This window comes from Micromonospora sp. NPDC049060 (assembly GCF_040649055.1).
Taxonomy (GTDB): domain Bacteria; phylum Actinomycetota; class Actinomycetes; order Mycobacteriales; family Micromonosporaceae; genus Micromonospora; species Micromonospora reichwaldensis.
In genome coordinates this window covers 1-21,701 of the sequence record NZ_JBEZEV010000038.1, presented here as the reverse complement: position 1 = coordinate 21,701, position 21,701 = coordinate 1, and the positions used below count along the sequence as shown (strand labels likewise).

Annotated in this window: 24 protein-coding genes; 17 read left to right on the top strand and 7 right to left on the bottom strand. The window is 74.7% G+C overall.

The window, feature by feature from the left end; genetic code table 11:
• The first annotated feature begins 61 nt into the window (after positions 1-61).
• Positions 62-1,495, top strand: coding sequence for an aldehyde dehydrogenase family protein (locus AB0B83_RS16085; RefSeq protein ID WP_357578846.1), 1,434 nt, complete (start codon positions 62-64; stop codon positions 1,493-1,495).
• 61 nt (positions 1,496-1,556) lie between these two features.
• Here the strand turns inward: AB0B83_RS16085 and AB0B83_RS16080 are convergent, their stop codons facing one another.
• Positions 1,557-1,958: a ChaB family protein gene (locus AB0B83_RS16080; RefSeq protein WP_091095813.1), complete on the bottom strand. Its 402-nt coding sequence runs from the start codon at positions 1,956-1,958 to the stop codon at positions 1,557-1,559.
• A 158-nt stretch (positions 1,959-2,116) separates the two neighbouring features.
• Between AB0B83_RS16080 and AB0B83_RS16075 the strand changes: the two genes are divergently transcribed.
• From AB0B83_RS16075 to AB0B83_RS16060, 4 genes are all read left to right on the top strand, one after another.
• Positions 2,117-3,097, top strand: coding sequence for a YihY/virulence factor BrkB family protein (locus AB0B83_RS16075; protein ID WP_357578845.1), 981 nt, complete (start codon positions 2,117-2,119; stop codon positions 3,095-3,097).
• Positions 3,098-3,169: 72 nt separating this feature from the next.
• The gene (locus tag AB0B83_RS16070) at positions 3,170-3,586 is read left to right on the top strand and encodes a DUF2795 domain-containing protein (RefSeq protein WP_357578844.1); all 417 of its coding nucleotides are present in this window, start codon (positions 3,170-3,172) and stop codon (positions 3,584-3,586) included.
• Between the two features lie 52 nt (positions 3,587-3,638).
• Positions 3,639-4,100: an SRPBCC family protein gene (locus AB0B83_RS16065; protein WP_151455771.1), complete on the top strand. Its 462-nt coding sequence runs from the start codon at positions 3,639-3,641 to the stop codon at positions 4,098-4,100.
• A 93-nt stretch (positions 4,101-4,193) separates the two neighbouring features.
• Positions 4,194-4,454, top strand: a complete 261-nt coding sequence (locus tag AB0B83_RS16060; protein ID WP_357578843.1) for a hypothetical protein — start codon at positions 4,194-4,196, stop codon at positions 4,452-4,454.
• A gap of 49 nt (positions 4,455-4,503) precedes the next feature.
• Here the strand turns inward: AB0B83_RS16060 and AB0B83_RS16055 are convergent, their stop codons facing one another.
• Positions 4,504-5,712 carry an MFS transporter gene (locus tag AB0B83_RS16055; RefSeq protein ID WP_357578842.1) on the bottom strand — a complete coding sequence of 403 codons (1,209 nt, stop codon included), beginning with the start codon at positions 5,710-5,712 and terminating at the stop codon, positions 4,504-4,506.
• Between the two features lie 154 nt (positions 5,713-5,866).
• Between AB0B83_RS16055 and AB0B83_RS16050 the strand changes: the two genes are divergently transcribed.
• Positions 5,867-6,076: a hypothetical protein gene (locus AB0B83_RS16050; protein WP_357578841.1), complete on the top strand. Its 210-nt coding sequence runs from the start codon at positions 5,867-5,869 to the stop codon at positions 6,074-6,076.
• A 41-nt stretch (positions 6,077-6,117) separates the two neighbouring features.
• On the opposite strand, the gene AB0B83_RS16045 is transcribed toward AB0B83_RS16050, so the two are convergent.
• The gene (locus AB0B83_RS16045) at positions 6,118-6,681 is read right to left on the bottom strand and encodes a TetR/AcrR family transcriptional regulator (RefSeq protein ID WP_357578840.1); all 564 of its coding nucleotides are present in this window, start codon (positions 6,679-6,681) and stop codon (positions 6,118-6,120) included.
• A 74-nt stretch (positions 6,682-6,755) separates the two neighbouring features.
• Here AB0B83_RS16045 and AB0B83_RS16040 point away from each other — a divergent pair, with 74 nt between their 5' ends.
• Entirely contained in the window at positions 6,756-8,525 is a 1,770-nt protein-coding gene (locus tag AB0B83_RS16040; protein ID WP_357578839.1) for an ABC transporter ATP-binding protein, read from the top strand.
• 76 nt (positions 8,526-8,601) lie between these two features.
• On the opposite strand, the gene AB0B83_RS16035 is transcribed toward AB0B83_RS16040, so the two are convergent.
• Positions 8,602-9,051: a hypothetical protein gene (locus tag AB0B83_RS16035; protein WP_357578838.1), complete on the bottom strand. Its 450-nt coding sequence runs from the start codon at positions 9,049-9,051 to the stop codon at positions 8,602-8,604.
• A gap of 162 nt (positions 9,052-9,213) precedes the next feature.
• Between AB0B83_RS16035 and AB0B83_RS16030 the strand changes: the two genes are divergently transcribed.
• Positions 9,214-9,591 (top strand): DUF6401 family natural product biosynthesis protein, encoded by a 378-nt coding sequence (locus AB0B83_RS16030; protein ID WP_357578837.1) that lies wholly within the window; start codon positions 9,214-9,216, stop codon positions 9,589-9,591.
• A 78-nt stretch (positions 9,592-9,669) separates the two neighbouring features.
• Here AB0B83_RS16030 and AB0B83_RS16025 read toward each other — a convergent pair whose 3' ends face one another.
• On the bottom strand, positions 9,670-10,536 hold the full coding sequence (locus AB0B83_RS16025; protein ID WP_132235954.1) for a hypothetical protein: 867 nt from the start codon (positions 10,534-10,536) through the stop codon (positions 9,670-9,672).
• Positions 10,537-10,725: 189 nt separating this feature from the next.
• Here AB0B83_RS16025 and AB0B83_RS16020 point away from each other — a divergent pair, with 189 nt between their 5' ends.
• The 3 genes from AB0B83_RS16020 (at position 10,726) to AB0B83_RS16010 (ending at position 14,964) form a co-directional block, all read left to right on the top strand.
• A complete protein-coding gene (locus AB0B83_RS16020) occupies positions 10,726-12,852 on the top strand; it encodes a SpoIIE family protein phosphatase (protein WP_357578836.1) in 2,127 nt (708 codons plus the stop codon).
• Positions 12,853-12,892: 40 nt separating this feature from the next.
• Positions 12,893-13,570 (top strand): HAD family hydrolase, encoded by a 678-nt coding sequence (locus tag AB0B83_RS16015; RefSeq protein WP_357578835.1) that lies wholly within the window; start codon positions 12,893-12,895, stop codon positions 13,568-13,570.
• A 104-nt stretch (positions 13,571-13,674) separates the two neighbouring features.
• Positions 13,675-14,964, top strand: coding sequence for a cation:proton antiporter (locus AB0B83_RS16010; RefSeq protein WP_357578834.1), 1,290 nt, complete (start codon positions 13,675-13,677; stop codon positions 14,962-14,964).
• A gap of 36 nt (positions 14,965-15,000) precedes the next feature.
• Here the strand turns inward: AB0B83_RS16010 and AB0B83_RS16005 are convergent, their stop codons facing one another.
• Positions 15,001-15,942 (bottom strand): FAD-dependent oxidoreductase, encoded by a 942-nt coding sequence (locus tag AB0B83_RS16005; protein WP_357578874.1) that lies wholly within the window; start codon positions 15,940-15,942, stop codon positions 15,001-15,003.
• A gap of 165 nt (positions 15,943-16,107) precedes the next feature.
• Between AB0B83_RS16005 and AB0B83_RS16000 the strand changes: the two genes are divergently transcribed.
• On the top strand, positions 16,108-16,323 hold the full coding sequence (locus AB0B83_RS16000; protein ID WP_132235944.1) for a DUF3072 domain-containing protein: 216 nt from the start codon (positions 16,108-16,110) through the stop codon (positions 16,321-16,323).
• Here the strand turns inward: AB0B83_RS16000 and AB0B83_RS15995 are convergent.
• Positions 16,317-16,832, bottom strand: a complete 516-nt coding sequence (locus AB0B83_RS15995) for a YfcE family phosphodiesterase (RefSeq protein WP_357578833.1) — start codon at positions 16,830-16,832, stop codon at positions 16,317-16,319. The genes AB0B83_RS16000 and AB0B83_RS15995 overlap by 7 nt on opposite strands.
• A gap of 158 nt (positions 16,833-16,990) precedes the next feature.
• On the opposite strand from AB0B83_RS15995, the gene AB0B83_RS15990 reads away from it, so the two are divergent.
• The 5 genes from AB0B83_RS15990 to AB0B83_RS15970 all read left to right on the top strand — a co-directional run bounded on the left by AB0B83_RS15990 (position 16,991) and on the right by AB0B83_RS15970 (position 21,587).
• Complete coding sequence (locus AB0B83_RS15990; protein WP_357578832.1) at positions 16,991-18,370, top strand: glycoside hydrolase family 6 protein; 1,380 nt, start codon at positions 16,991-16,993, stop codon at positions 18,368-18,370.
• 77 nt (positions 18,371-18,447) lie between these two features.
• Complete coding sequence (locus tag AB0B83_RS15985) at positions 18,448-19,251, top strand: helix-turn-helix transcriptional regulator (protein WP_357578831.1); 804 nt, start codon at positions 18,448-18,450, stop codon at positions 19,249-19,251.
• A gap of 52 nt (positions 19,252-19,303) precedes the next feature.
• Positions 19,304-19,888, top strand: a complete 585-nt coding sequence (locus tag AB0B83_RS15980; protein ID WP_357578830.1) for a general stress protein — start codon at positions 19,304-19,306, stop codon at positions 19,886-19,888.
• A 219-nt stretch (positions 19,889-20,107) separates the two neighbouring features.
• Positions 20,108-20,590, top strand: a complete 483-nt coding sequence (locus AB0B83_RS15975) for a MarR family transcriptional regulator (RefSeq protein ID WP_121395498.1) — start codon at positions 20,108-20,110, stop codon at positions 20,588-20,590.
• 10 nt (positions 20,591-20,600) lie between these two features.
• The gene (locus AB0B83_RS15970) at positions 20,601-21,587 is read left to right on the top strand and encodes a pirin family protein (RefSeq protein WP_357578829.1); all 987 of its coding nucleotides are present in this window, start codon (positions 20,601-20,603) and stop codon (positions 21,585-21,587) included.
• Positions 21,588-21,701 lie beyond the last annotated feature (114 nt).

Here is a 21,701-nt window from a genome sequence, read left to right as displayed (position 1 = left end):
CTACCCGGCCAGCAACCGGGCGAAACGCGTTTGCCACGCCGGGGCCGGGGCATGCACTGCCATGTACACGGTTGCGCAGCTCATAGGCGGAGTGTGGGGCGCGGGCGGCGAGGGTGGCGAGTTGGTCGTACGCGATCCGGCCGACGGCTCCCCGGTCAGCTCGGCGCCGGTGGCGACGGCCGACGAGGTCGGCAAGGCGGTGGAGGCGACGCGCGGCGTCGCGGCGGAGTGGGCGGCGACCGCCCCGGCGGAACGGGCCGCGGCCCTGCACCGGGCGGCGGACGCCGTGGCGGCGGTGGCCGACGACCTGGCCCGGGCCACGACGGCCGAGATGGGCAAGCCCCTGTCGGACGCCCGGGGCGGCGTGGAGGCGGGGATCGGCACGCTGCGACAGTACGCGGAACTCGCCCCCGTGCGCGGCGGGCGGACCCTGCACGGCGCCACCCACGCCCTCGACTTCATGACGCCGCAGCCGCGCGGGGTGGTCGCCGCGATCACCCCGTGGAACGACCCGGTGGCGGTCTCCTGCGGGCTGCTCGGCGCGGCCCTGGTCACCGGCAACGTGGTGCTGCACAAGCCGAGCGAGCGTGCCCCGGCGACCGGCTGGCTGCTGGCGAAGGCGTTCGACTCCGCGCTGCCGCCCGGGGTGCTGTCGCTGCTGACCGGCGGCCCGGAGGTCGGCGCGGCGCTGGCCGCCCAGGAGGTGGACCTCGTCGCCCACGTCGGCTCCACCGCCACCGGGCGGGCCATCGCGGCCGCGGCGGCGCGGACCGGGGCGAAGGTGCTCCTGGAGAACGGCGGCAGCGATCCGCTCGTCGTGGACGGCGACGTCGACCCGGTGTGGGCGGCCGGGCAGGCGGCGATCGGCGCGTTCGCCAACGCGGGGCAGATCTGCGTCGCGGTGGAGCGGATCTACGTGCACCGGGACGTCGCGGAGGACTTCGCGCTGGCGCTGGTGGAGCGGGCCACGAAGCTGCGGACGGGCCCGGGCGGCGACCCGCGTACCGAACTGGGGCCGCTGGTGGACCGGCGGCACCGCGACCACGTGCACGGGCAGGTGACCGCGGCGGTGGCGCAGGGCGCGCGGATCCGCACCGGCGGCACGCTGCCCGACGGGCCGGGGGCGTTCTACCCGGCGACCGTGCTCACCGACTGCCGGCACGACATGACGGTGGTACGCGAGGAGACGTTCGGGCCGGTCGCCCCGATCGTCGCCGTCGACTCGTTCTCCGAGGCGCTGCGGTGCGCCGCCGACTCCCCGTACGGGCTGGCCGCGACGGTGCTGACCGGATCGATGAGTCACGCCCAGCGCGCCTGGCGGGAACTGCCCGTGGGCACCGTGAAGATCAACGCGGTGTTCGGCGGCGCGCCGGGCGGTGCCGCGCACCCGCGTCGGGGCAGCGGGCACGGCTTCGGCTACGGGCCGGAACTGCTGGACGAGTTCACCGCGACGAAGGCGGTGCACATCGAGGCACCCGGCGGCGGCCACTGGTGAGACACGCGCAGGGGCTGTCCGCGCCCGGACAGCCCCCGCGTCGCGTACCCGAAAGGTGGCCTCAGCGGCCGCGGGCCTTGGCGGTCTGGCGGTTGTTCGCCTTCTCGATGGCCTTGACCAGTTCGGGCTTCGTCATGCTCGAACGGCCGGGCACGTCCAGCTTGCGGGCCACCTTCATCAGGTGGTCCTTGGTGGCGTTGGCGTCCACCCCGCCGGCCGTGGGCGCCCGGCGCTCCGGTCCGCCGCCGGCCGCCTGGCGGTCGCTCGGCCCCTTGCGGCCCTTGGGCTCCCAGTGGTCGCCCACCTTCTCGAACTCGTGCTTGACGGCGGCGAAGGCGGTGCGGTGCGCCCGCTCCCCCTCGCCGTACGTCTCCACGGCCGAGTCGTGCGTCTTCTCCCAGGTGCGCTGCGCCTTCTTGGGGGAGCGTCGCAGCGTGCTGGGCAGTACCTCGCGCCCGGGCATCTCGTCCTCCTCCGCGTCGATGGGTTCCCCTGACCGTTCCCCCGCGTCCGGTCGGCAAACCGGAGGGCGGGTTTGTCGATTTCCGGCCAGGGGTACCGGCGGGCCAGGCGAAGCCGGATGCACCGGGCCATCCGGCGGCCGGGGCGCAGGGAGCGGGCATGACGACGACGGAACCCGGCGCGGTGCTCGCCGGGGAGCGGCGACCGCGGATCCCCCGCCGGGTACGGCAGCTGAGCTGGCGCACCTGGCGCGGAGTGCTGGTGCGCAGCGTGCGCAACTTCGTCAAGGACAACTGCGCGGACTGGGCCGCCGCGCTGACCTACTACGGGGTGCTCGCGCTCTTCCCGTCCACGATCGTGGTGGTCGCCCTGGTCGGGCTGGTGTCCAACGGCGAACAGACCGTCGACACCGTGCTGGACCTGGCCCGGGACATGGGCGCCGGCTCGGTGGTGGCAAACGAGGGCTTCGTCGGCGTGGTGCGGGGCGTGGTCGACCAGAACGACTCGGCCAGCGCGCTGCTGAGCTTCGGTCTGCTCGGTGCCCTCTGGTCGGCCTCCGGCTTCATCGGGGCGTTCACCCGGGCCTCCAACGCCGTCTACGGGGTCGAGGAGGGGCGGCCGGTCTGGAAGCTGCGGCCGGTGCAGATCGGCCTGGCGGCGATTTCGCTGGTGCTGTTGGCGATCGTCGCCACCGGGCTGATCGTCAGCGGGCCGGTCACCGACGCGGTGGGCGACCTGATCAACGCCGGCGGACTGGCGCGTACGGCGTGGAGCATCGCCAAGTGGCCCGTGCTCGCGATGATCATGATGGTGCTGCTGAGCCTGCTGTTCTGGACCGCCCCGAACGTCCGGCAGCCGCGGTTCCGCTGGCTCACCCCGGGCGGCGCGGTGGCGCTGGTGGCCTGGGCCCTCGCCTCCTTCGGCTTTGGCCTCTACGTGGCCAACTTCGGCTCGTACGACGCCACCTACGGCAGCCTCGGTGCGGTCATCGCCTTCCTGGTCTGGCTCTACCTGTCCAACTCGGCGCTGATGCTCGGCGTGCAGATCAACGCGGAACTCCAGCGCGGCCGGGTGCTCCAGGCCGGCGAGCCGGACCCCGACGAGCCGGTCCTGCCCCCGAAGACGCCGGCCGCCACATGACCCGTACGGGTTTACCGGCCGCGACGCCGGAGCGCCCGTTTACCGCCGGTGCCACCGGGTAGCGCAGAAGGCATGGAACGTGGCAGCAGCAAGCACGGACCGAGGGTCGACGAGCAGATGAGCCGGGAGGTCAGCGGCCTCGTGCAGGGGCCGGGGACCGGCGGCTCGCGGGTCGACGAGTCCCGTGTGCCGGAGCCGGCGGGTGAGGACCAGCCGGAGCCGACCACGGCCCCGGCCGGCGACCTGCGTACGGGCGCGCCCAAGGGGATGAGCTCCGAGGACGTCGAGCGACGCAGCCGGCTCGGCCGGTTCATCACGATGGCCGCCCTGCCCGGTGACCGGGAGACGTTGATCGCCAACGCGCGGGACAACGAGGCGCCGGCGGACATCCTCGCCGAACTGGAACGGCTGCCCGAGGGCACCCGCTACCAGACGATCTCCGAGGTGTGGGCGGCGCTCGGCCACAAGAACGAGACGACCCGCTGGTGACCGGATCCCCGCACGATCCGGCCCGTCACCGGCGGACGAAGGAGGATGCCTTATGAGTGGCGTTACCGAACACGTGGACGTCTCCGTCCCGGTCCGCACCGCGTACGACCAGTGGACCCAGTTCGAGGACTTCCCCCACTTCATGGAGGGGGTCCAGGAGGTCCGGCAGCTGACGGACACGATGACCCACTGGACGGTGGAGATCGCCGGGGTGAAGCGGGAGTTCGACGCCGAGATCACCGAGCAGCTCCCGGACGAGCGGGTCGCGTGGCGCTCCACGGGCGGCACCCAGCAGGCCGGCGTGGTGACCTTCCACCGGCTGGACCCGGACACCACCCGGGTCACGCTCCAGCTCGAGTTCGAACCGCACGGCGTGGTCGAGCAGGCCGGCGACAAGCTCGGCGTCGTCGACCGGCGCGCGAAGGGCGACCTGGAGCGGTTCAAGCAGTTCATCGAGCGACGCGGTCAGGAGACCGGCGCCTGGCGCGGCAAGGTCGACCGCCCGCAGCCCTGATTCCCCGCCCCCGGGTGTGAACCTCCGATGGCCGCCGGCTCCCCCGGCGGCCATCGTCGTTTGCGGGGACCCGGCCGGGGTACCGCGACTGGCATGACGGACGACGACAAGGTGTGGCGGGACGAGGAACGGACTTCGCTCCAGGAACTGGACCGGGCCGTCGCGCGGTCGACCCTGGACGGCCAGGCCGACGACGTGACGGGGAACGACGCCGGCGAGGAGGCGGCCTTCGGGCACGGCCCGGAGGCGGCGGACCGGGGCGGGCAGGCCGCCGGTGCGGGCCGCGAGCCGACCGACCCGGAACGCGCGTACCGGCCCTCGACGACAGGCCGGACCGGACCCGACACGATGTGAAACGCACGGCGCGGCGGGCGGGCCCACAGGGGTCCGCCCGCCGCGTCGCTCAGCGGGGCGTGGAAGTCGGCCGGCGGGTGCCGGCCGCGTGCAGGGCGATCAGGCCCAGCGCGAGGACGACGAGCGCCGGCCCGAGCAGTTCGACCGAGGTGTTGCCGAGCAGCACCCCGATGCCGGCGGGCACCAGCGCGCCGCCCAGCCCGGCCGCGGCGATCTGGAGCCCGATGGTCCGGTCCGCGTGCGCCGCACCGACCCGCTCGGCGGTGGTGAGGGTGAGCAGCGGGAAGACCGGGGCGGCGGCGAAGCCGACGACGAACAGCCCGGCGACGGCGACCCAGGCCGGTGCCGGCAGCGCGATCAGGACCGCGCCGACCGCCATCCCGGCGAGGCTGCCCCGCAGCACCACCGCCGCGCCCAGCCGTTCGGCCACCACGCCCTGCACCACGCGCCCGACGAACAGGCTGCCCCAGTAGCCCGAGACGCAGACGCCGGCGACGGCCGCGCCGAGGCCGCGTCCCTCGGTCAGCAGCAGGAACGCCCAGAGCCCGGCCGCCACCTCGATGGCCACGTAGACGGCGAAGGCCGACGCGCCGAGCCAGACCGCCGGCAGGCGCAGCGTCTCGCGTACCCGGGTGACGGTCGGTGGGGCGACGGCCGCCTCCCCGGCGGCGGACGCGGCCTGCTCGCGGGCCGGGGCGCGGTCCCGCCAGGCCCGCACGGTCAGCGCGAACGCGGCGGCCAGCGCGAGCTGGGCCCCCGCCACCAGGCCGTAGCCCCAGCGCCAGGAGAGCCCGGCGCTGAGCGCGCCGGTCATGATCAACGGTCCGAGCGCCACGCCGAGGCCGAAGAACGCGTGCATCCAGTTCATGTGCCGGGGGCCGAAGGCGCCGGCCGCGTACGCGTTCAGGCCGGAGTCGATCGCGCCGGATCCCAGGCCGAGCACCAGCGCGCAGCCCACCATCAGGGTGAGCCCGGGCGTCGACGCGTAGCCGGCGAGCGCGAGGCTGGCCAGCAGCGTGCTGCCGGCGAGCAGCCAGCCGACGCCGAGCCGGGCCAGCGTGAAGCCGGCCAGCACGCTGGAGGTCAGGTAGCCGGCGGTGCCGGCGGTGAGCACGAGGCCGACGGCCTCGGTGGGCACGCCGAAGTCGGCCCGGATCGAGGGCCAGCCCACGCCGATCAGTCCGTCGGGCAGGCCGAGGCTGACGAAGGCGAGGTAGGCCAGCAGGAGCAGCGAGGCGCGGGGCGGGGCGGTGGACACGGAGGACCATCCTGCCCTGAGTCGGCGGAGGCACCAGTCCGCCTCCCCCGGTGGGACGAAGATTACGGTCCGGACGGGCGGTGAAACGGACAGCTCATCCAGAATCGGCCGTTCGGCTGACGGCAAGTGCCGGGTCGCGAGCAAGACTTTCGGGATGCATCAGGGCTCCGGCATCCTCTCCACGCGTCAGCGCCGCCTGGCATGGCTCGGCTTCCTCCTCGCCGCGCTGCAGGCTCCCGTCTCCGCCAAGCTGGCATCGGACGACTCCTGGTTGTTCAGCCTCTGCGTCGCGCTGATGGTGGCGACCGTGATCATCGCCGACGACGCGGCCCGCCGCCGCCCGGCGGACGCCCGCATGGAGTGACGCGGCAGCCGGCGCGACGGCATCCCGCCGCGCCGGCCGGATCATCCCGGCTTGACCGCGATCGCGCCGTCGACGGTGCGCAGGATCAGGCGCAGCACCTCGTGCCGGGAGGCACCGGTCTCCGCCAGGTAGGCCCAGCCGGCGTACAACTGGGACCAGATCAGGCTCTGCACCCACCCCGCCGGCAGCTCCGGGTCGATGGTGCCGTCGCGGTGCCCGCGTTCGACCATCGCGACGAAGTTCGGGTCGCACCCGCCGTCGATGGAACCGGCACCGGTCTCCGGCTCGGTAAAGATCAGCGAGAGCAGAGTGCCGAGGTCGAAGTACTCCTGGCAGAGCCGGCGCACGGCCGACGCACCGGTGCCCTCGGCGATCCGCGCCTGGGCGGTCGCCCGGTCGAGCCGGGCGCCGGCCTCGGCGCCGACCGCCCCGAGCAGGTCGGCCCGCTCGGCGAAGTAGCGGTGCAACGTCGTACGCCCCACCTCGGCGGCGGCGGCGATGTCGCCGAGGGAGGCGGCGGGGTTGCGCCCCCACACCTCGATCGCCGCGTCGACGATGGCCTGGCGGGTCCGGGCGCGACTGCCGGACACCTGCTGGTCGGTCACGTCGGCGAGGATACCAACACGTCCTTTCGGAATACCGATTGACCGGACTGGAACACCAGTGTTCCATTCAGGGCATGACTCCTTCCGCCCCGGCGTTCTCCCGGTTGCGCACGCTCACCTCGTTCCTCGTCCCGCACCGGCGGACGATGCTCCTCGGTCTCGTGCTGGGGCTCGCCGCCAACGCGGCCGGGCTCGCGACGCCGATGGTCACCAAGTGGGTCCTGGACACGCTCGGCGCCGGCGAGTCGATGGCCCGCCCGATCGGCGCCCTGCTGGCGCTCGTCGTCGTCGGCGCGGCCGTCTCGCTGTGGCAGTGGCGGCTGCTCGGAACGCTGGCCGAGCGCGTCGTGCTCGACGCGCGGGCCTCGATCGTCCGGCACTACTTCCGGGCTCGCGTCGGCGACCTGCAACGCCGCCCCACCGGCGAACTGGTCACCCGGGCCACCTCCGACACCCAGCTGCTACGCGAGGCGTCCGGCAGCATCGTCGGCCTGGTCAACGCCGGCATCGCCCTAGCCGGCACCCTCGTGCTGATGGGGGTGCTCGACCTGTTCCTGCTCGGCTGCACCGTGGCCGCCGTGCTGGTCGTCGCCGCGGTCATGGGCGCACTGATGCCCCGCATCGGGCAGGCGCAGGCCGCGGCGCAGGAGTCGACGGGCGCGCTGGGTGGCGTCCTGGAGGGGGCGCTACGCGCGATCCGCACAGTCAAGGCCAGCCGGGCGGAAACCCGGTTGACCGAGCGGATCGTCGCCGATGCCCGGCAGGCGGCGACGCACAGCGTACGGGCCGCGCGGGTGACGGCGTCGGTCTGGACGATCGCCTGGACGGGGATCCAGCTCGCGGTGATCGCGATCCTGGGCATCGGCGCCTGGCGGGCCCAGCACGGCCTGCTGGAGATCTCCAGCCTGATCGCCTTCCTGCTGTACACGTTCCAGCTGATGGGGCCGATCACGGAGCTGACCCAGAACACCACGGCGTTGCAGGCCGGGATCGCGGCGGCGGGACGGATCCGCGAGGTCGAGACCATCGCGACCGAGCCGGCGGGACCGGCGCCCGCCCCGGCGGAACGCGCGCCGACGCCCGACGCGGAGCAGCCGGTGCTCGTGTTCTGCGGGGTCACCGCCCGGTACGGCCCGGAGGCGTCCCCGGCGGTGCGGGACATCGACCTGGCCGTCCCCCGGCGTGGGCACACCGCGATCGTGGGGCCCTCGGGAGCCGGCAAGACCACGCTCTTCTCGCTGATCCTGCGCTTCCTCGAGCCCGAGCGGGGGCAACTGCTGCTCGACGGCCGACCGTACGCGGCCCACGGGCACGACCATGTGCGGGCCCGGCTGGCGTACGTCGAGCAGGAGACGCCGGTGGTGCCCGGCACCATCCGCGACAACCTGCGGTTCACCCATCCGGACGCCACGGAGGAGGAGATCCGGGCGGTGCTGCGCGCCGTCCGGCTCGACGACAGGATCGACTCACTGCCGGACGGACTGGACACGTCGCTGTCGTCGACGGAGGTGTCCGGCGGGGAGCGCCAGCGCATCGCCCTGGCCCGGGCCATGCTGCGCACCCCCGACGTGTTGCTGCTCGACGAGGCGACCGCGCAGGTCGACGGGCTGACCGAGGCGGCGTTGCAGGAGTGCGTCCGGCAGCGCGCGGCGGTCGGCGCCGTGCTGACCATCGCACACCGGCTCTCCACGGTGCTCGACGCCGACCGGATCGTGGTGCTGGAGCACGGCCGGATCCGGGCCCAGGGCACCCATGCCGAACTGCTGGCCGGCGACGACCTCTACCGCCGCCTGGTCGAGGCGCTGCGCATCGCGGCCGAGGAGCACCCGGTCGCGGCGGGCTAGCTGTCCCTGGGCCGTACAGCTAGCCCACCCGCCGACGCGGCGGGCCGCCCGTCGCGCGCGGCGGAGGCGCACGCGGCTAGCCTCCGCCGTCGGGGCGTGCCTCGTGCCCGGGTCTGCCCCGGCTGCGCCGCCGCTCCTTCATCTCCGCCTCGTAGAGGTGCCGGCGACCGCCGACCAGCTCCTCCCGGGCGGCCCAGTCCAGGTCGCGGAAGAGGGCGTAGTAGTTGTCGTCGAAGTCCTCGACGATCTGGAACGTCCACCGTCCGGCGATCACGTTGCGGCCCAGCAGGTCGGTGTCGATACGGTCGGCGATCCGGTCGTGCCCGGCGGCGCGGAACATCTCCACGGCGTCGTCGAGCATCAGGTCGGCGTGCCCCACCAGCTGGTGCAGCGAGTAGAGGTGACCGCGGACCCGCTCGACGCACTCCAGCGCCTCGCTGAGCTTGCCGAGCGCCGCCACCGTCTCGTCGCTGACCCCGGCGGGCCTGCGGTGCCGTTCGTCCGGCCCGTCCTCGTGTCGTCCCATCCGTTCCTCCAGGTTTCGGCTGTGCCCGTCCGGGCGGTTCTCCTCTGCCCCGCCCGCGTCGGATCAACCCCCCGCGCCGCCCGCTGACCGTTCGGGGGAGGGTGAAAAACCCGCCGACCGGCCGAGGTCGACCCTGGTCACGGCCGGATAGCCTCGGTCACCATGCGTGTGCCGTTCACCCGGGTCGAGGCCCGTTCCGCCGCCAGTTCGGCGCGGGCCACCCTCGCTCTCCTGTCCGCCTCGGTCGGCGCCGAGGGACTGGCCGCCGCCGCCGCGCGTCCGGGCCTGCTCGCCCTGGTCGACCAGCACGCCGCAGCGGTGCGGGAGAGCCTGGACGGCGACCGCCGGGCGCTGAGCGCCGCCGCGCTCGCCGGCTATGCGGAGGGCGTCCGCGCCGCCGCGCTGGAGCACGGCTGGCAGCCGCCGGCGGCCCCGGTGGACTGGTCCGCACCGGACTGGCTGCTCACCCGGCTGCTCGCGGTCTGCGCGCTGACCCGCTCGCTCGGGGCCCCGGCGACCGCCCCGCTCCCGCTGGTCTAACCGCCGGCCCCGGTCGCACACGCCGGAGGGGCGCCCGCACGTCCGCGGACACCCCTCCCCGTCCTGCTCACCGCCAGGTCAACGGCGGAACTGCTGGGTCTCGTCGCTGACGTTCCCCGACTGGTACGTGCCGCGCCCGCCGGCCGTCGCGGACTCCTGCCCGCGGGGCATGACCTCGGTGCGCTCGGCCGCCGTCCGGTCCGCCATCTGCCGGCCGACGTCGGTCTGACCGGCCTCCCGGGCCCGGCGGTGCTCCTGCACCGCCCGCGACTCCTCGGCCATCCGGTTCAGCCAGCCTTCCCAGCGGTTCTGCATCGGCCGCACCAGGCCACCGCCGACACCGATGATCAGGATGCCGGCCACGGTGGCGAGCACCGCGATCAGCACCGGTGTGGTCACCGTGGTGGCGATGCCCACCTGGTTCAGCGCGGCGATCACACCCAGCGCGAGGATGAAGACCGCCACCAGGTCCGCCAGGACCTTGCCGTACGCGAGCCCGCCCAGCGCCCCGGTGACCAGATCCCGGACGGCGTTGGCGATCGCGGCGGCCACGACGATGATGACGATCGCCACGAAGGCGCGTGGCAGCCAGGCGACCACGCCGCTGATCAGGTCACTGATCGCGTTGGGTCCCCACACCCCGAAGGCGAACTGCAGGGTGAACAGCAGCACGGCGTAGTACGCAAGTCTCGCCAGGATGTCGCTGGCGTCGTACTTGGTGCGTTCCAGCGCGCGCTTGATGCCGCCCCGTTCCACCGCCCTGTCGAACCCGACCCGTTCCAGCGCCGTGTCCACGATCTTGAGCACGGCTCTGGCGATGAGCCATCCGACCACGAGGATCGCGATGAACGCGATGGCCCGCGGTATGAAGAGCAGCACCGACCTCCACATGTCGGCCACGGCGTTGCCGATGTCGACCTGCCTGACCGCGAGGCTTTCCGGCATGATGTCCCTCCTGTCGCATGGACTGCGCCGCGCGCTTACCCGGTCGCCGACGCGGCACGCCGTCGGAGTCCCCGAGTTTTTCCCGACATGTCACCGCAGAACGGCCCTGACCTGCCCGAACGTTCGGGCCCGGCGTGGTGCGGGGCATGATCGGAAACAGCCGACGGACCCTCCGGCTAGGCTGCGCTCATGCCAGGAACGGTCGGACGGGTCCCGAACCCACCAGCCCCGGTCTCGGGAACGCCCTCCGCGTCGGGCATGGCGGCCGCCGTCCCGCGCCACGACTGGGGTGGCACCCCGCTCGGTGCGTGGCGGACCTGGGACCCGGCGGTCCGGGCCGCCACGGAACTGCTCCTCGCCTCGCCCGTACCGATGGCCCTCACCCTGGGCGACGAGCACCTGCTCGTCTACAACGACGCGTACGCGGAGCTGATCGGCGACCGGCACCCCGACGCGGTGGGCCGCCCGGCGGCCCAGGTGTTCGCGGAGTCCTGGCCGCTGCCCGGCGTCGGGGACGCCATCGCGCACACCTACCGCTCCGGGGAGCCGTTCCTGGAGAAGGAGACCACGCTTCCGCTGCACCGCCGTCCCGGCCTGGTCGAGCAGTCGGTCTTCACCCGGGGCTACTCCCCCGTGCGCGACAGCGCCGGGCGGATCGTCGGCGTGCTGACCGTGGCCGCGGAGACCACCCAGGTCACCCAGCAGTTGCAGAGCCTCAGCGACTTCGCCGCGGCGCTCGCCGGCACCCTCACCCTGGACGACGTGGCCCGGGTCGCGCTGCGCTACACGATCACGGCGTTCGACGCCGACCGGGTCTCGTTCGCCGTCGACGAGGGCGGCGGCGGCTGGCGGATGGTCCGGCGCATCCGCGGCGAGCTGATGGACGAGGCCGACGAGCGACTCCCCCCGCTGTGGCGGCGCGTCCCGCCGGACGGGCTGGGGCCGGTGGTGACCGTCGCCCGCAGCGGCGTGCCGTACTTCGCCGACGACGGCCAGCCGCTGCGGGACATCGCGGTGGACCGGCACGACCAGAAGGTCCGCTCGCTCGCGGCGGTGCCGCTGCGGGCCTCGGTGGTGCGCGGCGGGCTGACGGTCGGCTACCAGGTCCCGCACGTCTGGTCGGCCGCCCGGCGCGCGCTGCTGGCCGCCTCGGCCGAGCTGGTCGGCCAGGCCGCCGAGCGGGCCCGCCGGTTCGAGACCCAGCACGGCACGGCCCAGCTGCTGCAACGCAGCATGCTGCCGGAGCACCTGCCCGACCTGCCCCGGATGCGGATCGCCGCCCGCTACGACCCGGGCGTCGACGGCAACGCCGCCGGCGGGGACTTCTACGACGCCTTCCTGCTGCCCGACGGCGGCCTGGGGATCGTGCTCGGCGACGTCGCCGGCCACGACGTGCAGGCCGCGGCCCGGATGGGTCAGGTCCGCGCGGCGCTGCGGGCGCTGGCGCTGACCGACCCCCGCCCCGACGCCGTGCTGGCCGGGCTCGACCGGTTGGTGACCAGCCTGGGCGCCGAGGGCGACACGCACGAGCTGTTCGTGACGGTGGTCTTCGGGGTCGTCGACGCCGACCGGCAGCGGCTCACCCTGGCCAGCGCCGGTCATCCCGCCCCGCTGATCCGCCGGTGCGCCCCGGACGGCGACCCGGTCGCCGAATACCTCGACGTGCCCGCGGGCGCCCCGCTGGGCCTGGGCTGCCGGCCGCGCACCGTCACGGTGCCCTTCGCCCCCGGCGACACGTTGCTGCTGTTCAGCGACGGTGTGGTGGAGCGGCGCTGGCAGGACCTGACGACCGGCCTGGACGCCCTGGCCGTCGCCGTGGCCGGCGCGGGCAGCGGCGACCCCCGCGCGTTGTGCGCGGTGGCCACCGCGGCGGTGCCCGGCGCCACCGAGGACGACGTCGCGGTGCTGGCGGTGGAGCACGCGCTGCGGCCGTCCCGGTCGACGAGCATGGAGGTGCCGGCCGAGCCGACCGCGCCGAGCCGGGTACGGCACTGGATGACCGCGCAGCTCACGGAGTGGCAGGTGCCCGAGTCGATCATCGGCGCGGCGGTGCTCTGCACCAGCGAGCTGACCACCAACGCCCTGCTGCACGCGGGCACGGCCGCCCGGGTGGAGATCGACCTCAGCCCGGAGCGGCTGCTGGTGTCGGTCGCCGACTCGGGCACCCGGGGCACGGTGACCCGCGCGCAGACCGACACGCTCAGCAGCCGGGGCCGGGGACTGGGGCTGATCGAGGAGCTGAGCGACGCGTGGGGGACGGACCCGACCGTACGCGGCTCGACGGTCTGGTTCGAGATCCTCATCCCGCCCGCGTGAACGGTGGCGTCAGCCCGGCCCGACGGGGTAGGAGGACCGTATGCCCGCCGACAAGCCCACCGGTGTCCTCTTCGACGTGGACGGCACCCTGGTCGACACCACCTACCTGCACACCGTGAGCTGGTGGGAGGCGCTGCGCCAGACCGACCGGCCCGTACCCATGGCGACGATCCACCGCGCCATCGGGATGGGCTCGGACAAGCTGCTCGACCACCTGCTCGGTCCGGAGCGCGACCGGAGCGCGGACCAGAAGCTGCGCGCCGCCCACGACACCCTCTTCGCCGAGTACTGGGAGCGGCTGGTCCCGCTGCCCCGCGCCGCCGACCTGCTGCGCGCCTGCGCGGAGCGGGGACTGCGGGTGGTGCTGGCGACCTCCGCCGCCGAGCACGAGGTGACCGCGCTGCGCCGGGCGCTGGCCGCCGACGACGTGATACACACGATCACCAGCTCGGCGGACGCGCGGGAGAGCAAGCCGGCGCCGGACATCCTGGTCGCCGCGCTGGAGCAGTCCGGGCTCGCCGCCGAACGCGTGGTCTTCGTCGGTGACTCGGTGTGGGACGTCGCCGCCGCCGGCGAGCTGGACATCCCCTGCGTCGGGCTGACCTGCGGCGGCACCGGCCGGGGCGAGCTGGCCGGGGCCGGTGCGGTGGCCGTCTACGAGGACCCCGCCGCGCTGCTCGCCGCCCTCGACGACTCGCCGATCACCCGGGCGGGGTGACGCCGCCGACTCCGTCGCTCCGAAGAGGAATACGAGAAGTCCTCCGGGGGCAAGGACTTGCACCACCTGCCCGCACGCCGTGGGCGAGGCGGAGAGGTGGGGTCGTGGAGCCGGTAGACGTGGCGTTCGCGGTGGTCGGTCTGGGCGCGCTGCTGGCGGGGATCCTGCCCCGGGTGCTCGAGCACCGGCCACTGTCCATGCCGATCGCGTTCCTGGGGCTGGGCATGCTGGTCTTCGCCCTCCCCGTCGGGCTGCCGAACCCCGACCCGCTCGCGCACCCGGAGATCGCCACCCACCTCACCGAGATCGGCGTCATCGTCGCGCTGATGGGCGCCGGGCTGAAGATCGACCGGCCGTTGAGCTGGGCCCGCTGGTCGTCGACGTGGCGGCTGCTGGCCATCGCCATGCCGCTGTGCATCGTGGCGGTGGCGGTGCTCGGCTGGTGGTGGGCCGGGCTGGTGCCGGCCGCCGCGCTGCTGCTGGGGGCGGCCCTCGCCCCGACCGATCCGGTGCTCGCCGCCGACGTGCAGGTCGGCGAGCCCACCGACGTCGAGGACTCCGAGGACGAGGTCCGCTTCGCCCTGACCTCCGAGGCCGGGCTGAACGACGGGCTGGCCTTCCCCTTCGTGTACGCGGCCATCGCCATCGCCACCACCAGCCTCGCGCCCGGCGAATGGCTGGGCCACTGGCTCGGCGTGGACGTGCTCTGGAAGGTGGCGGCCGGGGTGGCGGGCGGGTGGCTGGTGGGGTGGCTGCTCGGCAAGCTCTTCTTCCGGGCCCCGAGCAAGCTGCGGCTGGCCCGGCACTCGGAGGGCTTCCTCGCGCTGGCCGCGACCTTCCTGGCGTACGGGCTGGTGGAGGTCGTCAGCGGGTACGGCTTCCTGGCGGTCTTCGTGGCCGCGCGGGCGATCCGGGCCGCGGAGCGCACCCACGAGTTCCACTCCGTGCTGCACGACTTCGCCGAGCAGGTGGAGCGGCTGCTCACCGTGCTGTTGCTGCTGCTCTTCGGCGGCGCCGTGGTGGGTGGCCTGCTGGGCCCGCTGACCTGGCCGGCCGCCGCGGTCGGACTGGCGCTGGTCTTCGTGGTCCGTCCGCTGCTCGGCTGGTTGTCGCTGCGGGGGGCGCCCGGCCGACCGGCCGAGCACTGGGTGATCGCCCTGTTCGGCATCCGGGGCGTCGGCTCGTTCTTCTACATCGCGTACGCGACCGCGAAGACCGACTTCCCCCAGGCGGACCTGATCTGGGCGACCGTCGGCCTCGTGGTGATCGTCTCGGTGGTGGTGCACGGCATCGCGGCGACCCCGGTGATGCAGTTGCTGGACCGGGCGGGGGAACGCACGTCCGACCCGTCCGAGCGCCGCCACGCCGGCGAGCCCGTCACCACCGGGGGTTGACCGCCCGCCCCGCCGGTGTGCGCAGGGGCCGCTTCCTCACGCTGCGCCCAGGCGGGTGACGAGGGCGCGGCCGAGGTCGCGACCGGAGAGCCAGGCGCTCTGCACCCGGGGTGCGCCGAAGGCGTCGCCGGCCAGCCCGACGCCGTCGGCGTCGAGGTGGTACGTCCCGCCGGGGCCTTCGGTGGGCTTCGCGTACGTCCAGCGGTGCACGTGCACGTGCTCCGCCGCTTCGGGCAGCCCCAGCAGGTCCCGGACGGCCTCCTCGATCGCCGGGCCGGCGCCGGAGGGCTGGGCGAGGTGGCCGGCGGCGAACTCGGGCGTGGTGTGGGCGACCAGCACCGGCGCGTCGTCGCCGCGGCGGTCGCCGTCGTCGCAGACGAGGTTCAGCAGCGGGTGGTCGTTGACGAAGGCGCCCCGGAAGGTGGCCCACCGGCGGGCCGGGAAACGCAGCACCGCGGCCAGGGACGGCGACCAGCGTTGGACCTGCGTGGCCCGGGTGGCGGCGGCGAGGGCCGGGTCGAGCAGCAGGGCCGCCTGCGGCCCCGGCATGGCGAGCGCGACCGCCTCGCAGGGCCGCCCGTCGACCACCGGTCCGGGCGCGACGCCGAGCACGAGCCGGTCCACGGTCACCGGCAGTTCCCGGGCCAGGTGCTCCACCAGCGTCCGCAGCCCCCGGGTCGCCGCCCAGCGCATCGGGCCGGGAACGGCACGCCGGCCGTCGGCGCCGTACGCGACGAAGGTGTCGGTCCACTCGCGGGCCAGGCCGGCCGAGCGCCATCCCTCGGCCACCTCGGCGAAGTCCGGATCACTGACCGTGAAGTAGGCGGCGCCGGTGTCGGCCGGCCGGCCGTCGAAGCGGCGGCTGGCCATCCGGCCGCCGGCCACCCGGGCGCGCTCGCGGATCTCCACCGGGATGCCGGCGCGGGCCAGTTCCGTCGCGCATGCCACTCCGGCGATGCCCGCGCCGACCACCACCACACCCGCCCGCTGCGCCGCCGTCATCCGGTGATCGTATGCGCGCCCGCGTCGCCCGGACGGCCGGAGACACGCCCGGCGCGTCCGGGCGTACGACGCGCCGGAGATGCGGCATGGATCGGCGCCGCACGGGGTATTGGCACGTCTGTTCGAAGGAAGGTGGAGATCATGACGGACCGCAGCAGCAGCCAGGCCAACCCGCAGGGCGCCATCAAGGACCCGGACGAGTGGGTCACCGGCGAGGAGCCGCCGACCGCCGCCCAGGAGTCCTACCTGGCGACCCTGGCCCGGGAGGCCGGCGAGGAGCCGCCGGAGGGCCTGACGAAGGCCGAGGCCTCGAAGCGGATCGACCAGCTCCAGGAGGAGACCGGCCGCGGTCAGTGACCGGGCGGGCGGCGCGGTGGCAGGCGGTGCAGTTCGACCTCGTCGAGCCGGCCCGCCGCCACCCGCGCCGTCAGGTACGTGGCGTACGGCTGGGCCCGCCGGTCGGTGGGCGAGCCGGGGTTGAGCAGCCGCAGGCCACCCGGGGCGACCGTGTCCCAGGGGATGTGCGAGTGGCCGAAGACCAGCACGTCGGTGCCGGGGAAGCGGGCCGCGCAGCGGCTCTCCCGCCCGGCCTTCGGGCCGGTCTCGTGCACGACGGCGACCCGCAGCCCGTCGAGTTCCACCCGGGCGACCTCCGGCAGCCGGGCGCGCAGCGCCGGCCCGTCGTTGTTGCCGTACACCCCGACGAGGCGGCGGGCCCGGGCGGCGAGGGCGTCCAGCAGCGCCTCGTCGACCCAGTCCCCCGCGTGCAGCACCACGTCGGCGGCGTCGACCGCCGCCCAGAGCGGCTCCGGCAGGTCCCGGGCCCGCTTCGGCACGTGGGTGTCGGCGGTGATCACCAGGCGCATCCCGCCATTCTCCCCGCGGGACCGCGCGCCGCGGCCGGCGCGCCGGCCCGACGCCCCGGAATGTCGCGGCCTCTTCACATCGCGGCAATCAGCACGTAGTTTGACGTCGATGCATGGGAGCGCTTCCAGCGGTGCTCCTCGATGGAATGGGAGATCCCGTGAGAAGCAGACCCGCACTCGCCGCGCTGAGCGCCGCGGCGGCGCTCACCGTCGCCGCCACCGTCACCGTCGGCATCGTCCGCGCACCCGCCGCGGTCGCCGCCGACTCGGCGTTCTACGTCGACCCGGCGACGGCCGCGGCGGCCTGGGTCGCCGCCAACCCCGGCGACCCCCGGGCCGCCGTGATCTCCGGCCGGATCGCGAACGTTCCCCAGGGCCGGTGGTTCACCCGGACCAACACCTCGACCGTACGGTCCGAGATCGACGCCCTGGTCGGCGCGGCGGCGGCCGCCGGCAAGGTGCCGATCCTGGTCGTCTACAACATCCCGAACCGGGACTGCAGCGGCGCGAGCGGCGGCGGCGCGCCCGACCACGCCACGTACCGGCAGTGGGTCGACCAGGTCGCGGCCGGCCTGGCCGGGCGGCCGGCGACAATCGTCCTGGAACCCGACGTGCTGCCGCTGATGACCAGCTGCCAGAACGCGGCCCAGCAGGCCGAGACGAGGGCCTCCATGGCGTACGCCGGCAAGAAGCTCAAGGCGGGCTCGGCTGCCGCGAAGGTCTACTTCGACATCGGACATTCCGCGTGGCTCGCCCCCGGCGAGGCCGCCTCCCGGCTGCTCGGCGCGGACGTCGCCAACAGCGCGGACGGCATCTCGCTCAACGTCTCCAACTACCGGCGCACCGCCGACGAGGTCGCCTACGCCAAGGCCGTGATCGCGGCGACCGGGGTGTCCCGGCTCAAGGCGGTCGTCGACACCAGCCGCAACGGCAACGGGCCGGCCGGCTCCGAGTGGTGCGACCCGGCCGGGCGGGCCATCGGCACCCCGAGCACCACCGCCACCGGCGACTCCGCCATCGACGCGTACCTGTGGGTGAAGCTGCCCGGCGAGGCCGACGGCTGCATCGCGCCGGCCGGCCAGTTCGTGCCGCAGCGGGCGTACGACCTGGCCCTGGCCGCCGGCCCGGCCCCCACCACCGCCCCGCCGACCACCGCCCCGCCCACGACGGCGCCCCCGACCACCGCCCCGCCCACGACGCCCCCGCCGAGCACTCCCCCGCCGACCGGCGGCTGCACGGTGTCGTACACCCCGAACTCGTGGTCCGGCGGCTTCACCGCCGAGCTGCGGGTGACCAACCACGGCGCCGCGCTCACCGGCTGGACCCTCACCTTCGCCCCCGGCGCCGGAGTCCGGCTGACCAACGGCTGGAACGGCGACTGGACCCAGTCGGGCGACCGGATCACCGTGCGCAACGCCGCCTGGAACGCCGGCCTGCCCACGGGCGGCACGGCCTCGCTCGGGTTCCAGGGCACCTGGCCGGGCGGCGCCCTGCCCACCCCGACCGGGTTCACCCTCAACGGCACCGCCTGCTCCTGACCGCCGCGCCCCGCCCGTCCCGCACGGGGCGGGCGGGGCCCGGGGCCATGCCGTGCGGCGCGGCCTAGAATCGGCGCGTGGCCGTGGCGGTGGAGGAGCGGCGGGCGCCGGTCGGGGCGCTGCTGCGGCAGTGGCGCAGGCGCCGCGGGCTCAGCCAGCTCGCCCTCGCGGTCGGGGCGGAGATCTCCACCCGGCACCTCAGCTTCGTGGAGACCGGGCGCTCCGCGCCCAGCCGGGAGATGGTCCTGCGGTTGGCCGAGCACCTCGACGTGCCGCTGCGCGACCGCAACCGGCTGCTGCTGGCCGCCGGGTACGCCCCCGTCTACTCCCAAGCCCCGCTGGACTCCCCCGAGCTGCGACGGGTCCTCGACGCGGTACGCCGGGTCCTGCGGGCGCACGAGCCGTACCCGGCCGTCGCGGTGGACCGGCGCTGGAACCTGGTCGCCGGCAACGCCACCCTGCCGCTGCTCACGGAGGGTGCCGCCGCGCACCTGCTCCGGCCAACGGCCAACGCGCTGCGGCTGACGCTGCACCCCGAGGGCATGGCGCCCCGGATCGCCAACCTCGGCGAGTGGCGTGCCCACCTGCTCGGGCGGCTGCGCCGGCACCTGGCGCTGACCGACGATCCCGAACTGGGCGCGCTGCACGACGAGCTGTGCGGCTACCCGGGCGGGCCGGCCGCCCCGGACGCGGGCCTGCCCCGCGCCGGGGACGTGGTCGTGCCCCTGCGACTGCGTCACCCGGGCGGCGAGCTGGCCTTCCTCAGCACCGTCTCGACCTTCGGCACCCCGCTGGACGTGACGGTCGAGGAGCTCTCCATCGAGTCCTTCTTCCCCGCCGACGAGGCCACCGCCGCGTACCTGCGTGCCGCCGCCCGCTGAGCGTTACCTCGCGACGGCGGCGGGAACGCGGGGGTCGACGAAGGAGGAACTCATGACCACACCGTCGAGTCCCACCTCGGCATGGCGGCCCGGGATGCCGGGCGGCGACACCCTCCCGTCCGGTCCGGCCGGCCGCCCGAGCGGCCCCGGCCACGACGGGCACGGCCCACAGACCGGTCCGCCCACCGTGACGATCGGGTCGTACCCGGACTATCCGTCCGCCCAGCGGGTCGTCGACTACCTGGCGGACAACCGGTTCCCGGTCGAACACAGCGCCATCGTCGGCACGAACCTCACACTGGTCGAGACCGTGCTGGGCCGGATGACGACGGGGCGGGCGGCCCTGGCGGGCGCCGGCACGGGCGCCTGGTTCGGGCTCTTCATCGGGCTGCTCTTCGGCATCTTCACCGCCGGCAACTGGGTCGCGGCGATCCTGGTCGGGCTCGTCGTCGGCGCGATCTGGGGAGCGGTGTTCGGCGCGGTCGCGCACGCGATGACCGGCGGGCGGCGCGACTTCACCTCGGCCAGCTCGCTGCGCGCCGGCCAGTACGCCGTGCTCGTCGACGCGCAGTTCGCCGAGCAGGCGCGTCAGCTGCTCGGCCGGATGCACATGGCGGCCTCACCGCCCGCCCGCTGAGGCCCTCGCCGGGGCGCCCGCCGGCCGCGACCGCCCCGGGCCCCTCGTCCGGCAGCCGGCGGCCCGCCCCGCGGACGCCGGCTGCCGGCTGGTCCGGGCCGCCGGCGCTTCCGGCCCGGTCCCGGAACACCCTTCAAAGCTGAACGGCACCTCCGCATCACGGGTGACCGCGCTCACGGGGAACTAGTTAAATTTTGAAAGAGTGCTACTGTCATGGGCGTGACCGAGAGCCTGGACAGTGCCCGACTCGCCGCCTGGCGCGCCTACATCGAGGCCAGCCAGCGGCTCTACACGCGGCTGGAGGACGACCTGCGCGCCGACAGCGCGCTCAGCTTCGCCGACTACCACGTGCTCGTCCTGCTCTCCGAGGCACCGGGCCAGCGGCTGCGGATGGGCGAGCTGGCGAGCCGACTGGTCTTCTCGCCCAGCCGGCTGACGTACCAGATCACCACCATGCAGCGGCGCGGCCTGGTCGCCCGGGAGTCCTGTCCCGACGACCGCCGCGGCAGCGAGGCCGTGCTCACCGCCGCCGGGCTGCTGGCCCTGCGCGAGGCCGCCCCGCACCACCTGCGGTCGGTGCGCGCCCACCTGATGGACGACCTCGACGACGCCGAGGTCGCCTGCCTCACCCGGATCTTCGAGCGACTCGGCCGGCGCCTGCGCGCGGACCGCGACGCGTCGACCGCCCACCCGCACAGCTGAGGAGCCCCCGATGCCCGCCATCACCGTCGACAACGTGCTCGTCCTGCCCCGCCTGCCCAGGCTCGACGAGTCCACCGCGTTCCGCCCGGTCCGCCGGCTGACCACCGCGCCCAGCGGCTACGAGGGCGAGGGCTTCCCAGTCCGCCGGGCGTTCGCCGGCGTGCCGGTGAGCGAGCTGGACCCGTTCATCCACCTGGACCAGATGGGCGAGGTGGACTACGCCCCGGGCGAGCCGAAGGGCACGGCCTGGCATCCGCACCGCGGCTTCGAGACGGTGACCTACATGATCGACGGGATCATGGACCACCAGGACTCGCAGGGCGGCGGCGGCACGATCACCAACGGCGACACCCAGTGGATGACGGCCGCGAGCGGCCTGCTGCACATCGAGGCGCCGCCGGAGCACCTCGTCATGAGTGGCGGCCTGTTCCACGGCACCCAGCTCTGGGTCAACCTGCCCCGGGCCGCGAAGATGAACCCGCCCCGCTACCAGGACATCCGGGGTCGGGAGGCGGCCCTGCTGACCACGCCGGACGGCGGCGCGCTGATCCGGGTGATCGCCGGCGAGATCGCCGGGCACCGGGGGCCGGGCTCCACCCACACCCCGATCACCATCACGCACGTGACCGTGCAGCCGGGCGCCCGCGTCGACCTGCCGTGGCGGCCGGACTTCAACGCCCTGGTCTACGTGCTGGGCGGGCGGGGCACGGTGGGCACCGACGGGCGGCCGGTGCACACGGGGCAGCTCGCCGTGCACGGCCCCGGCGACGCGCTGACCTTCGCCGCGGACGCCGGCCAGGACGGCCACACCCCGACGCTGGACCTCTACATCATGGGCGGCGAGCCGATCCGGGAGCCCGTGGCGCACTACGGCCCGTTCGTCATGAACACCCGCGACGAGCTGCTCCAGGCGTTCGAGGACTTCAAGGCCGGCCGGCTCGGTGTCGTCCCCGCCGAGCGGCTGCCGCACACCGACGGCCAGGCCCCGAGGCCCTGATCCCACGCGCGGGCGGTGGGCGCCCCCCCGCCCCCCCCGGGGGGGCCCCCCCGGGCCGGGGGGCGGCGGGGCGCCCCCGCCCGGGGCGGGGGGGGGCGGGGGCGGCGACGGTGC